Consider the following 13,400-nt stretch of genomic DNA (forward strand, 5'->3'; position numbering starts at 1 on the left):
GGGGGTGGAGCTAAGTTAATCCCCCCCACGCCTCTCACAAATAGCCAATATCGCAGAAGTCGAGGAGGCCATTGGCTGTGTCGATGGCGGGTTGGCGATCGGTAAGCGGTGAGCCTGCTCCCGAACCGCGCAGCGCTCATCCCCCAAAAATCGCTACGCCCGATTCCGCAACCATTGCAAAAACCCTTTCTTCGCCACCACCTTCGGCACTTCCTGGGTCAGGGTCTGCGCCTTGTGCAAGCGGAAATCCAGTAACGCCTTCATCGCTTCGCTGATGTCATGGCGCGCATCCAGGCATGGTTTGAGGTAATCCTTCTCGATCCGGTACAAGCTGCACGCAGTTTTGGCACTGAAATCGGCCGGCATCGCGGTATCGGACAAGATCCCGCCCTCGCCGATCACCTCGCCCGGCCCCATGCGCCCGGATTCGAACTTGACCCCGCCCCGGCTCAACTGCACCGAAACCACGCCCGATTCGATGATGAACAGGTGGTCGCTGACCTCCCCCGCCGGCAGGATCATGTCACCGGCGCGGAAGGTTTGCAGGGTCATGTTCTGGCTGAAGGTGTCTTTCTCTTCCTGACGCAGGGTCGAGAAAATGTTCGAGCTGTCCAGCAACGCCCGTGGCCGTGACAGGCCGGCAGGTGCGTTGGATTCGACGTTCGACAACAGGCTGACACCGGACGCCTGCAAGTGCCGGTACGCCAGGTCGAACAGCAGATTGCGGACCATGCGCTTCTGATCCATCGAGACCACGAAGCCACTGATTTCGTACTCCACGCCACTGGCGTTGGAGCCTTTCAACGCGACACATGGCGCCGGTTTGTTCAGCAGATAACGGCAACCCTGCATCGCCCGTTCCAGCGCGTCGAGCACCGTTTGCGGGCGCGCGTGCGGGCTCAGTTGCAGGCTGATCGAGACGCCGAACATATCGCTCGGCCGACTGAAATTGATGATCTTGGCCTTGGCCGCCAGCGAGTTGGGAATCACCGCCATGCTGCCCTGGGACGTTTGCAGGCGCGTGGCGCGCCAGTCGATGTCGGTGACCCGGCCTTCGGTGCCGTCGATGGAGATCCAGTCATCCAGTTGATAGGGTTTGGTGGTGTTGAGGACGATCCCGGAGAACACGTCGCTGAGGGTGCTTTGCAAGGCCAGGCCGACGATGATCGCCAACGCACCGGAGGTGGCGAGCACGCCTTTGACCGGCAGTTCGAGCACATAGGCCAGGGCGGCGATGACGGCGATCAGAAAGATCACCGCACCGAGCAGATCCTGCAGCAACCGCCCGGTGTGCCCGACCCGTTGCATCATCAGCGCACCGATCAATACCGTCAAAGTGCGCGCCGCGAACAGCCACCAGCCAATCTGCAACCCCGTGGCCGCAAGGTGCAGCGGCACGTTATCGGCCCAGGGTGCCGGCTCCAGCGGGTTCATGCCTTCGTTGAACAACAGGACGCTGAACAACGCAAAAATCACCAGCCGCACGACCAGTTTCCAGTTGCTGCCGTTGGCACTGATCAAGCGCCACAAGCCGAGATCGATCAGGATCAGGACCAGTGCGCAGATCAAGGGGTGATTGGTAAGCAGTGACAGCATCAAGCAACTCCAGCGAAGGCCAATGGCGCGAAGATCTCACAGATTGGGCACAGTGTAGGAGTGTTTGATGCAGGGTTCTGGCAGCACACCAATAATTTCAATCGCCCATCTGACCGAACCGTCCGGACTGGAAGTCAGCAAACGCCTGATGAATCTCTTGCTCGCTGTTCATCACGAACGGGCCGTGGCCGACAATCGGTTCGTCGATCGGCTCGCCGCTGAGGAGCAACACCACGGCGTCGTCATTGGCTTCCAGGCTGAGCTGATGCCCCTCGCGTTCGAACAACGCCAACTGCCCTTCGCGCACAAGTTCCAGGCCGTTGACCTGAACCGTGCCGCGCAGCACCACCAGCGCGGTGTTGCGACCTTCGTGCAGGTCGAGGGTCAACAATTTGCCGCCGTTGAGGCGCAGGTCCCAGACATCGATAGGCGTGAACGTGCGCGCCGGACCGGTGTGCCCCTCAAACTCACCCGCGATCAAGCGCAGGTTGCCGGCCTTGTCCTTGAGCGGGAGGCTCGGAATGTCGCCATCGAGAATCGTCTGGTAACCGGCATCGGCCATTTTGTCCTTGGCCGGCAGGTTGACCCACAGCTGCACCATTTCCAGGGTGCCGCCGCTCTTGGCGAACCCTTCGGAATGGAACTCCTCGTGGAGGATCCCCGACGCCGCGGTCATCCATTGCACATCACCGGGGCCAATCCTGCCGCCGCTGCCGGTGGAGTCGCGGTGCTCCACTTCGCCCTTGTAAACGATGGTCACGGTTTCGAAACCGCGGTGCGGATGCTGACCCACGCCACGACGCTCGGTGGTCGGGGTGAATTGCGCAGGGCCGGCATGATCGAGCAGCAAAAACGGGCTGATGTGTTTGGCCAGGTTGTCGTAGGAAAACAGCGTGCGAACCGGGAAACCGTCGCCGACCCAGTGGGTCCGCGGGCTGGTGTAAATACCGATGATGTTTTTCATCCTGCCTCCAAATTCGTTGTGTAACGCAATGGCCTCAGCTTAAGACCGAACGCTTTGATCCACTAGACGGCAAAAATCAGCTTGAGCGTTCTATCTGGAGAACGATGGTGAAGGTTCCGACAGGGCTGCCATCGGCGAGGAATTGAGCCTTGGCGAATGCGTGTGACGACTCGACACACGGGGCTGGCGGAGTTTTTATTTCGGACATAATATTGGCCAGGATTACAACCATAATATCCGCTCCCGCCTGAGGACCTCATCATGCAAAGCCCCAACCGTGACGCCACCCTCGCCCAATGGATCGCCCAGGAACAGGCCATGCGCTCGCGTCTGGCCGGACCGGGCAGCCTGTCCATGGCCGAGGTCAGTGCGCTGTCGCCCGCCGAGTTTTTCGAGGGTATCGGCGACGGCGCACTGCCTTCACCGCCCATCGGCGCCTTGATGGACTTCATCCCCATCGAATGGTCGGCCGGGCTGTTCATTTTCCAGGGCACGCCGGATTCGCGGCACTACAACCCACTGGGCAGCGTGCATGGCGGCTATGCGGCGACCTTGCTGGATTCGTGCATGGGCTGCGCGATTCATACACAGCTGAAGAAGGGCCAGGGGTATACGACGCTGGACTTGCGCATCAGCTACGTCCGGGCGTTGACCGGTGCGAGCGGACCGGTCCGGGCCGAAGGGAAAATTGTGCATTTGGGGCGCTCCACCGCGCTGGCCGAGGGGCGGATTTATGATGTGGATGGGCGGTTGTATGCGACCGGGTCGACGACTTGCATGATTCTTGAGGCTCGGGGATAAGTCTCTAGACCGAGTTGCTTGCCCGCGAAGGCGCCAGATTCACCACCACACATCCTTCTGCCAACCCCGATTCATGACTTGCGGTAAACATTGCTTTGCCCATCCAGCGGTTTTTCCCGGGGAGGCAGGCGGGGATACTCCTGCCCATTCCCACTGCAACCCCTGGAGTCATTGATGTCTATTCCCGCATTCGGTCTCGGTACCTTTCGCTTGCAAGGCCAGGTGGTCATCGATTCGGTGAGCACCGGCCTCGCGCTGGGCTACCGGGTGATCGACACCGCGCAAATCTACGAAAACGAAGCCGAGGTCGGCGAGGCCATCGCCGCCAGCGGTATCGCCCGTGAAGAATTGTTCATCACCAGCAAAATCTGGGTTGCCAACTTTGCCAAAGACCGGTTGATCGACAGCCTCAAAGAAAGCCTGCGCAAACTGCAGACCGACTACCTGGACCTGACGCTGATCCACTGGCCGTCCCCGGACGATCAGGTGCCGGTCGAAGAATTCATGGGCGCCTTGCTCGAAGCCAAGCGACTGGGCCTGACCCGGCAGATCGGCGTCTCCAACTTCACCGTCGAGCTGATGCAAAAAGCGATTGCAGCGGTCGGTGCCGAGAACATTGCAACTAACCAGATCGAGCTGCACCCGTACCTGCAAAACCGCAAGGTCGTCGAGTTTGCTCAGCGTCAGGGCATCCAGATCACCTCCTACATGACCCTGGCCTACGGCGAAGTGTTGAAAGACCCGGTGATCCAGCAAATCGCCGAGCGCTTGCAGGCCACCCCGGCGCAAGTCACGCTGGCCTGGGCCATGCAACTGGGTTACGCGGTCATTCCGTCTTCCACCAAACGCGCCAACCTGCAAAGCAATCTGCAAGCCTGTGCCCTGCAATTGAGCGAAGCCGACATGGCGCTCATCGCAGGTCTTGATCGCGGCCATCGATTGACCAGCCCCAAAGGCATCGCGCCGCATTGGGATTAAGCGTCAGCCCGGCTCAAGGCTCTGATCGAGACTTGACATGGCGTGCTGCAATTTATCGACGGCCTCGTCGATCAATGCCGCGCGCCCTTCGCCGCAGGCGCGTTCCAGCGCCTCACAACACTCGATCAACCGCTGGGCCCGGACCATGCGCGCACCGCCCTTGATGCGGTGCGCCAGGATTCGCAGATCAGCGAGATGGTTGCCAGCGTGTGCTTCAAGCAGATGTTCACGGTCATCCCGATTGGTCACGGCCAGTTCGCGCAGCAATTGATTAATCAACGTCCGGTCTTCACCGACGTATTGCTCCAACTCGCTCAAGTCGATCGGCGACGACGAAGGGGGTTCACTCCTGGCCTCTTCAAACCGGTCAGCCAGCCATCCACTCAGATCCGCCAGCCCAATGGGTTTGAAAAGGCAGTCATCCATGCCCGCCTCAAGGCACCGGACCTTTTCCTCGCGCTGCGCATTGGCGGTAAAACCCAGGATCAGTGTCGGCGGCAGGCCTTGCATGCGCTCTTCATCGCGTATCGCACCGGTCAACTCATAACCGCTGCGGTTCGGCATATTGCAGTCAGTGATGACCACATCAAACTCGTGGACACGCCACAGCTCCAGCCCTTGCTCGCCATCCTCGGCCTCCATCACGCGATGCCCCAGATAGCCCAGCTGACTTGAAAGCAACAGGCGATTGGCCGGGTAATCGTCAACCACCAGAATGGTCAGTGGCCGCGTGGGTTTCGGCGATCCGCTGTCCACTGATTCACAGGGTGGCAACGCTTTCAACACCATCAGCGAAAGACTGATGTCGACGTGCGAGCCCTGGCCGAGGACGCTGTGCAGCACCAGCCGTCCGCCCATCATTTCGCACAACGTGCGGCTGATCACCAATCCCAGGCCGGAACCCTGGCGGGCGGATTGCTGGCTGTTACCGGCCTGAACGAACGGACTGAACAACCGCTGCTGGTCGGCTGCGCTGATGCCGATGCCACTGTCTGCAATGCGCAGATTGACCGCCAGATGCCCCGATACACCGGACACCACGCGCAACGTCAAACTCACCTCCCCGTCACGGGTGAACTTGATCGCGTTGCTCAACAGGTTGGACAGCACCTGCTTGAAGCGCGTGGGGTCGACCAGCACGTCGTGGTCGCTGCGCGGGTCCAGATCAACTCGCCATCCCAGGTTTTTCTCCCGCGCCAGCCCTTCAAACACCCGGCAAACTGACGCCACCAGGTCACGCAGATTGACGCGCTCGGGTGTCAGGGATAAATGCCCGGATTCGATGCGTGCGATGTCCAGGATATCGCCGATCAATGCCAGCAACTGCTGCGCGGCAGTGGACGCGACGTCTATGGCAAAACGGTCGACGATGCCCTCTTGCGCCTGCTTCTCAGCCATTTCAAGCATGCCGATCAAGGCATTCATCGGTGTGCGGATTTCATGGCTCATGGTCGCCAGAAACGTGGTTTTGGCACGGTTGGCATCGTCCGCCGCGTCCTTGGCCTCCTGCAATTGCTGCATCCACTGCTGGCGCTGGCGGATCTGCCGACGCTGCCAGGCAATCCAGCCCAGCGCCAGCAACAACAACGCCACGGCGGCGGCAAATGCCTGCAAGATGTTTTGCCGATGACGCAGCCAATAACTGTCCTCGACCACCGCATCATTGCTCCAGCGAGCGACCAACGCGTCCATCTCTTCGGGCGAAATACTCAGCAACGCCTTGTTCAAAATCGAGTACAACTCCGGCTGATCACGACCGGTTGCCATGGCGATACGCGCCGGCTCGTCGCCCACGGTGCTGCTGATCCGTAAACGCCCCTGGTAGTACCGGGCGATCAGGTAACGGGTGATGAACAATGAGCTGAGCGCGGCATCGGCCTGTCCTTTCGCCACCAATTCCAGACCTTCGGCCGGGTTTTGTACGCCCACCATCTGCACCTGCGGCGCCCGCGCCTGAATGAACGCACGCATCGGGTGACGGGGATATATCGCCAAGCGCTTGCCGGCCAAATCGCCCAGTGTCTTAGGGCTATCGGCGGTTGCTGCACTGACCAGCGTGTACGGATTGGTCACATAGGACCGGGTAAAGTGCAGCCCGGCGACGTCTTCGGTCGTGGGGATGATGGCGGGCAAGACGTCGATCTCGCCGGCTTTGAGCCGCAGGATCTGCTGGTCCAGGGTCTGGCCTCGCACCACGTTGAAGTTCAAGCCGCTACGCTGGCTGATCAGCGTCAGCAATTGCGCCGTCAACCCACTGAAGCTTCCATTGGCGTTGTAAAACGTCAACGGCGCAAAGTCCTCGATCGCCGCCACCCTCACCGTCGGATGCTGATCCAGCCAGCGCTGTTCACTCACACTCAGATCCACACGTTGCTGTCCCGCCACTTTGGCCCTGCCGGCGCTCCAGCGCTGCTCGATGATTGAGCGCTGCTCCATGGGGATCGCCGCCAGCGCCTTGTCGAGGAGGTCCTTCAGCGGCAGGTTGTGCCGGGGCAGTGCGAAGCCGAACGGGTTAGCGTCGAGGCCCGACGGCCCTACCAGATGAACGGAATTGAAGTAGTTGTTGTTGATCAGGTAATTGCCGCTGATGAGGTCGCTGAGGTACACATCATCCTGCCCATACGCCACCGCCCCGAGCGCATCGAGCGCCGACGGATAACGTTGCAGGTGGGCCTCGGGATAGAACGATTCAACGGTCTGCGCCGGCAGGTAATCATCGGCCATGGCAATGCGTTTACCCGCCAGATCCTCGGGCATGCGCTCGTCCCGTCGGGTGACCAGCATCGGCTGATCTTCAGCGTAAGCACTGGACAGGATCAGCTCGGGGTCGGCCAGTTCGAAGTTGTTTGAGGTCCCGAGCAGATCCAGTTCGCCGTATTTAAGGGCTTCCATGGCCGCTTCACGCGTGACGTAGCGCAGCACCTCGATCTTCACGTCCAGCAGTTGCGCCACCAGCGCGGCGTAATCGGCGGTGATGCCTTCCAGCTCGTCGTGATTGCGCGTTACTTCGAACGGCGGGTAGTCCGGCCCGCTCACCCCGAGGCGCAACACACGCTTGTTGCGCAGCCATTGCCGGTCCTGTTCATCCAGATGGACCGCGTAGCCCTCCACCGTGGAACGCCCCAGCAACTGCAAGCGCTCAGGCTCGCCGGTGGTCCGGGCCGAGGCTGGCAGCACCAGGCACATCATCAGGATCAGTAGAATGCACCGCACGGTCTGGCGCACTCAGATCAGGTGATTGCGTATGGCGAAGTCCCGCAGATGCACCGCCGCCACAACCCCCAGTTTTATGATCAGGCGCGTTTTGTAAGTGCTGACGGTTTTGTGGCTCAGGTTCATGGCTTCGGCGATCGCTTTGTTGGAGAAGCCTCGGGCAAGGTATTGCAAGATGGTTAACTCGCGGTTGGACAGTGTATCGATCAACTTTTTTTCGCTGTGTTGCAGCGGGTTCATCGGCCTGGACAGCAACTGCGAAAAATAGGTGTAGCCCGCCATCATTGCGTGCACAGCCTTGTGCAATTGCTCCAGGCTGTTGGTTTTTGAGACATACGCCAACGCGCCGCCGCGCATGCACCGCTCCTGGAAAAACAGCGGATCGAGCGAGGTGAACACCAGCACCACGCATTTCCAGTCGCTGGCCTTGATTCGCTCCAGCAGGTCCAGGCCGTTGCCGCCGGGCATCACCAGATCCAGGATCAGCAGATCCACCCGTTGCTCACGAAGTGTGGTCAACGCGTCCCCAACGCTGGCCGCCTCATGAATCTGCTTGAAACCTTCCCGCCCCAGTACAAGCTTCACTGCGGCGCGAACCACCGGATGATCGTCCACAATCATCGCTGACTTCATGGCAACTCCCTGTGCAAAGACTCAACGAATGCCCGTCGGATAACGCCGGGGCAGACGCAACGGCTGCGCCAGGACTGTTGCATGGGAGAAAGGCAGAATCTACCTGTCAGAAATGACAGTGCCGACGAACGGTATGTCGCAATCACCCGGCGTACCGCTGATGACGCTCCTGCGACGATGGATCAATGATCGCCATCAACATCTGGATACACCGCAGATCAGGCAGCGCCGCATGGCTCACTTGAACCTTCGGTTGCCGGCTGGCCGGGATCGCCGGCAACTGCGCCCGTTGGCCGTCGAAAATCAGTGCGTGGCGAACCTGCCGGTTATCAAGGACATAGCTGAGCAAATCCAGTTCGCCGGCCGCCAGCGCGGCATTGACGACCACCACGTCGAACGGCTCACAACCGTACTCGACCAGGGTCAGCATTGAAGCAAGATCCTGCACCGGCGCCACGCGGTAATAATCGAGCTGATTGAACAGCCGCTCGATCAGCATACGGTGAAAGTGTTGCTCGTCGGCGATCAGGATGCGCAAGGCTTTATTCGGCATCGTAGCCTCATGTGTGAATAGCTGATTTTTGAAGCGGCGAGGCTACGGGAGGCGCACAGATGTTTCTGTAGGACTTTTCTGAAATAACCAAAGACCCGGCAATTACTGCCATCCAAACCGCCGAATGTAGAAACCCTTCACCGCTTGAGTCAGCCCCATGTACGCCAGCAGAATCAGCGGCAGGAACACAAAATACAGCGACGGCAGCGCCTGCAGTTTGAAGTAGTGCGCCAACGGCCCCATCGGCAGGAAAATCCCCACGGCCATGATGATCCCGGTCATGACCATCAACGGCATGGCTGCGCGGCTTTGCAGGAACGGGATTTTCGGTGTGCGGATCATGTGCACGATCAAGGTCTGGGTCAGCAGCCCGACCACGAACCAGCCGGACTGGAACAGCGTTTGATGGTCCGGGGTATTGGCGTCGAACACGTACCACATCAGGGCAAACGTGGTGATGTCGAAGATCGAACTGATCGGGCCGAAGAAGAGCATGAAGCGCCCGACGTCAGCCGGCTGCCAGCGCTGCGGCTTGCTGAGCATTTCTTCATCGACGTGATCGAACGGGATGGCGATCTGCGAGATGTCGTAGAGCAGGTTTTGCACCAGCAGGTGCATCGGCAACATCGGCAGGAACGGAATGAACGCGCTGGCCACCAGCACCGAGAACACGTTGCCGAAGTTCGAGCTGGCGGTCATTTTGATGTACTTGAGCATGTTGGCGAAGGTCCGGCGCCCTTCCAGCACGCCCTCCTCCAGCACCATCAGGCTCTTTTCCAGGAGGATGATGTCGGCCGCTTCCTTGGCGATGTCGACGGCGCTGTCCACCGAAATACCGATGTCGGCGGTGCGCAGTGCCGGTGCGTCGTTGATGCCGTCGCCCATGAAACCGACGACGTGGCCGTTGCCTTTGAGCAGACGCACGATGCGTTCCTTGTGCGACGGCGTGAGCCTGGCAAAGACGTTGGTGGTCTCGACCGCCACCGCCAATTGGGCGTCGCTCATGCGCTCGATGTCATTGCCCATCAGCAGGCCTTGTTGCTCCAGGCCAACTTCGCGGCAGATCTTCGCGGTCACCAGTTCGTTGTCGCCGGTCAGCACCTTCACCGCGACGCCATGAGCGGCCAGCGCCTTCAGGGCCGGGGCGGTGCTTTCTTTCGGTGGATCGAGGAAGGCGACGTAGCCGATCAGCGTCAGCGCCTGTTCATCCGCCAGGCTGTAAGTGTCGCGTCCTTCGATCATAGGCCGCGCAGCCACGGCGACTACCCGCAGACCTTCGGCGTTGAACGCGGCAGTGACCTGGCGAATCCGCGCCAGCAATTCATCGGTCAGTGCTTCATCAACCATGCCGTGGCGCACGCGCGTGCAGACCGCCAGCACTTCTTCCACCGCACCTTTGCAGATCAGCAAGTGCGGTTGATCGCGCCCGGCGACCACCACCGACATACGCCGGCGAGTGAAGTCGAACGGAATTTCATCGACCTTGCGAAACGCCGTGCCGACCTTCAGTTCACGGTGGATTTCCACGTGTTCCAGCACCGCCACGTCCAGCAGGTTTTTCAGGCCGGTCTGGTAGTAGCTGTTGAGGTAGGCCATTTCCAGCACGTCGTCGGAGTCGTTGCCCCAGACGTCGACGTTTCGGGCGAGGAAGATCTTGTCCTGGGTCAGGGTGCCGGTCTTGTCGGTGCACAGCACGTCCATGGCGCCGAAGTTCTGGATCGCGTCGAGGCGTTTGACGATGACTTTTTTACGCGACAGGAACACCGCGCCTTTGGCCAGGGTCGAGGTAACGATCATCGGCAGCATTTCCGGGGTCAGGCCCACGGCAATCGACAGCGCGAACAGCAGCGCTTCGGTCCAGTCGCCCTTGGTGAAACCGTTGATGAACAGCACCAGCGGCGCCATGACAAACATGAAGCGGATCAACAGCCAACTGATTTTGTTGACCCCGGTCTGGAACGAGGTCGGCGCGCGATCGGTGGCGCCGACACGCTGGGCCAAGGCGCCGAAATAGGTGTTGTTGCCGGTGGTGAGAATCACCGCCATTGCCGTGCCGGACACCACATTGGTGCCCATGAACAGGATGTTGTCCAGGTCCAGCGGGTTGCCGGTGTTGCTGTCCTGCTGGCGGGGAAACTTTTCCACCGGCATCGATTCGCCGGTCATCGCCGCCTGGCTGACGAACAGGTCCTTGGCGCTGAGCACCCGGCAATCGGCCGGGATCATGTCGCCGGCCGAAAGCACGATCAGATCGCCCGGCACCAATTGCTTGATCGGCACCTCGGTGCGTGATGCCTCCCGGCGCAGCACCGTGGCGGTGTTGCTGACCATGGCCTTGAGCGCGTCGGCGGCCTGGTTGGATTTGCTCTCCTGCCAGAAGCGCAACAAGGTCGAGAGCACCACCATTGAGAAAATCACGATGGCGGCTTTCATGTCCTCGGTCAGCCAGGAGATCACCGCGAGCAAGGTCAGCAGCAGGTTGAACGGGTTTTTGTAGCAGTGCCACAGATGGGTCCACCGGGGCAATGGTTGTTCGTGCTCGACTTCGTTGAGGCCGAATTGCTCGCGCAGGGTGTCGGCTTCCTGTTCACTCAAGCCGTCGGTGTGGCTGCCAAGTTTTTTCAGCAAGGAGCCGGTGTCGCTATTGGCGGCGGTGACCAGGGTTTGCGCCAGGGTTGGCGGCACTTCACGGCTGACCGTGGTGTCGGCGAAGCTTTCCAGCAGCGCCAGTCGGCGAAAGTGCCGACTGATGTGACGGGTGCGCAGGAAACCGGCGAAGAATTCCTTGAGCAGGGTAAGGTTCATGGCGTTGCCCCCAGGGTCAGCCGGGAGACCTTCGAGCAGGCGTGTCGAGTCGCTGCGATGACGACAGGCACGTCGAACATCACACACGGTCAGGCGTCGATGAGAGGGAGGTCGGGACACGGTCCAGGGCTGGCCGCGATCGGGATTTCCGCTGCTCGCTTTACGGCGAGACAACGGCAACAGGCTGCGCGTTATCTTGCCGGAAAGGTGCCGGTTATCGAAACCGGCCGACTACTGTCACTCGAACAAGTACCCACTGAGGGTCTCCGCTATTGATGAAAACGCGCGAAGCTTACGCCCCGATTTCTGGAGAGTAAACGAAGGAACGGTGGGTGGTGGGGGAATTGCGGGGTTCTTCAGGAAGGGTTCAGCTTTCAATATTTGTGGTGCCTTTCAGGACCCCATCGCGGGCAAGCCCGCTCCCACAGAGATCTCTAGTGAACACGGATTTTGTGTCGATAGATCAAACTGTGGGAGCGGGCTTGCCCGCGATGACGGCCTCACAGCCACCACACATTTTAGCTGGCAGTGGCCAACAACAAATCCACCACCGACCGGCTATGCCCACGGTGCTTGCCATGGTCATACAAGGAACCGGCAATCTCATCCGCGCGAATCGGCAGGATCGACAACAGCGTGTCGCTCAAACCGTGGCTCGCCTGGCAGAAGCCCTGCATATAGATGCCGGCCTTGCAGCGCTCGTCAGTGATCAGTTTGTAGTTGCGATCCACCTCGAAATCACCCAGGTATTGCTCCAGTGGCGCCAGCAGTTTGCGGTGCATCTGGCGCTCGTAACCGGTGGCCAGTACCACGGCATCGTACAGGCGAACCGTGACTTCACCGGTGGCATTGTTGCGCACCGCCAGTTCGATACCGCGCTCGGTGGCGGTGGCTTTCTCGATGGTGGTCAGGGTGCGGAACGCGTGGCGCGCGATGCCTGAGACTTTCTGGCGATAGAAGATGCCGTAGATGCGTTCGATCAGGTCGATGTCCACCACCGAATAGTTGGTGTTGTGGTACTCGTTGACCAGACGCTCGCGCTCGCTGCTCGCCTGCTGGAACACCAAGTCGGTGAACTCCGGCGAGAACACTTCGTTGACGAACGGGCTGTCATCCGCCGGCTTCAGCGCCGAGCCACGCAGGATCATGTCCACCTGCACCGACGGGAAGCTGTCGTTCAAATCGATGAAGGCTTCCGCCGCGCTCTGCCCGCCACCGATGATCGCGATGCTCATCGGCTGATTATTCACGCAGGGCTGCTTGGCCATCTGCGCCAGGTACTGCGAGTGGTGGAACACGCGGCCGTCATCTTTCAGCGCCTTGAACGCTTCGGGAATGCGCGGTGTACCGCCGGTACTGACCACCACCGAACGGGTGGTGCGTACCTGTTGATGACCCGTGGCGTCACGGGAGATCACCCGCAGCGCCTCGACCTGCTGATTGTGCAGCACCGGCTCGATGGTCAGCACTTCTTCGCCATAGCGGCTCTGGGCTTCAAACTGGCCGGCGACCCAGCGCAGGTAGTCGTTGTACTCCATGCGGCACGGGTAGAAGGTGCCGAGGTTGATGAAGTCCACCAGACGGCCGTGATGCTTGAGGTAGTTGACGAACGAATACGGGCTGGTCGGATTGCGCAGGGTCACCAGGTCCTTGAGGAAGGAAATCTGCAGCTCGCTCTGGGTCGACAGGGTATTGCCGTGCCAGCTGTAGTTGGGCTGCTTGTCGAGAAACAGAATATCCAGCTCGCCCTGGCTCGGCCCGCGCTCTTGCAGAGCGATGGCCAGCGCCAGGTTCGAAGGGCCGAATCCGACGCCGATCAGGTCGTGAACGATGGGCGATGCAATTGCCTGTGTCATT

General features: G+C 60.3%; 9 protein-coding genes. 2 read left to right on the top strand and 7 right to left on the bottom strand.

Features of this window, described 5'->3' with window-relative positions:
- Nucleotides 1–153: 153 nt before the first annotated feature.
- Both ACA075_RS20555 and ACA075_RS20560 read right to left on the bottom strand, forming a co-directional pair.
- Nucleotides 154–1,596, bottom strand: coding sequence for a mechanosensitive ion channel domain-containing protein (locus ACA075_RS20555; protein WP_497294992.1), 1,443 nt, complete (start codon nt 1,594–1,596; stop codon nt 154–156).
- 97 nt (nt 1,597–1,693) lie between these two features.
- Nucleotides 1,694–2,560: a pirin family protein gene (locus ACA075_RS20560; RefSeq protein WP_497294993.1), complete on the bottom strand. Its 867-nt coding sequence runs from the start codon at nt 2,558–2,560 to the stop codon at nt 1,694–1,696.
- A 261-nt stretch (nt 2,561–2,821) separates the two neighbouring features.
- Here ACA075_RS20560 and ACA075_RS20565 point away from each other — a divergent pair, with 261 nt between their 5' ends.
- Both ACA075_RS20565 and dkgB read left to right on the top strand, forming a co-directional pair.
- Nucleotides 2,822–3,361: a PaaI family thioesterase gene (locus ACA075_RS20565; protein ID WP_094468238.1), complete on the top strand. Its 540-nt coding sequence runs from the start codon at nt 2,822–2,824 to the stop codon at nt 3,359–3,361.
- 174 nt (nt 3,362–3,535) lie between these two features.
- On the top strand, nt 3,536–4,339 hold the full coding sequence (dkgB, locus tag ACA075_RS20570; protein ID WP_497294995.1) for a 2,5-didehydrogluconate reductase DkgB: 804 nt from the start codon (nt 3,536–3,538) through the stop codon (nt 4,337–4,339).
- Nucleotides 4,340–4,342: 3 nt separating this feature from the next.
- Here the strand turns inward: dkgB and ACA075_RS20575 are convergent, their stop codons facing one another.
- The 5 genes from ACA075_RS20575 to ACA075_RS20595 form a co-directional block, all read right to left on the bottom strand.
- Nucleotides 4,343–7,564 (bottom strand): transporter substrate-binding domain-containing protein, encoded by a 3,222-nt coding sequence (locus ACA075_RS20575; protein ID WP_497294996.1) that lies wholly within the window; start codon nt 7,562–7,564, stop codon nt 4,343–4,345.
- Nucleotides 7,565–8,185, bottom strand: coding sequence for a response regulator (locus ACA075_RS20580; protein ID WP_497294998.1), 621 nt, complete (start codon nt 8,183–8,185; stop codon nt 7,565–7,567).
- A 142-nt stretch (nt 8,186–8,327) separates the two neighbouring features.
- Nucleotides 8,328–8,738, bottom strand: a complete 411-nt coding sequence (locus tag ACA075_RS20585) for a response regulator (RefSeq protein ID WP_497295000.1) — start codon at nt 8,736–8,738, stop codon at nt 8,328–8,330.
- 102 nt (nt 8,739–8,840) lie between these two features.
- Nucleotides 8,841–11,543, bottom strand: a complete 2,703-nt coding sequence (mgtA, locus tag ACA075_RS20590; protein ID WP_497295002.1) for a magnesium-translocating P-type ATPase — start codon at nt 11,541–11,543, stop codon at nt 8,841–8,843.
- A gap of 518 nt (nt 11,544–12,061) precedes the next feature.
- Entirely contained in the window at nt 12,062–13,399 is a 1,338-nt protein-coding gene (locus tag ACA075_RS20595) for a lysine N(6)-hydroxylase/L-ornithine N(5)-oxygenase family protein (protein WP_497295003.1), read from the bottom strand.
- Between the last annotated feature and the right edge of the window lies 1 nt (nt 13,400).

The sequence above is a fragment of the Pseudomonas sp. LBUM1663 genome (assembly GCF_059695905.1).

What these genes read in the sequence shown, in the direction of transcription:
- ACA075_RS20555 (WP_497294992.1), bottom strand. Translation starts at nt 1,596, where the DNA reads ATGCTGTCACTGCTTACCAATCACCCCTTGATCTGCGCACTGGTCCTG.
- ACA075_RS20560 (WP_497294993.1), bottom strand. Translation starts at nt 2,560, where the DNA reads ATGAAAAACATCATCGGTATTTACACCAGCCCGCGGACCCACTGGGTC.
- ACA075_RS20565 (WP_094468238.1), top strand. Translation starts at nt 2,822, where the DNA reads ATGCAAAGCCCCAACCGTGACGCCACCCTCGCCCAATGGATCGCCCAG.
- dkgB (WP_497294995.1), top strand. Translation starts at nt 3,536, where the DNA reads ATGTCTATTCCCGCATTCGGTCTCGGTACCTTTCGCTTGCAAGGCCAG.
- ACA075_RS20580 (WP_497294998.1), bottom strand. Translation starts at nt 8,185, where the DNA reads ATGAAGTCAGCGATGATTGTGGACGATCATCCGGTGGTTCGCGCCGCA.
- ACA075_RS20585 (WP_497295000.1), bottom strand. Translation starts at nt 8,738, where the DNA reads ATGCCGAATAAAGCCTTGCGCATCCTGATCGCCGACGAGCAACACTTT.
- mgtA (WP_497295002.1), bottom strand. Translation starts at nt 11,543, where the DNA reads ATGAACCTTACCCTGCTCAAGGAATTCTTCGCCGGTTTCCTGCGCACC.
- ACA075_RS20595 (WP_497295003.1), bottom strand. Translation starts at nt 13,399, where the DNA reads ATGACACAGGCAATTGCATCGCCCATCGTTCACGACCTGATCGGCGTC.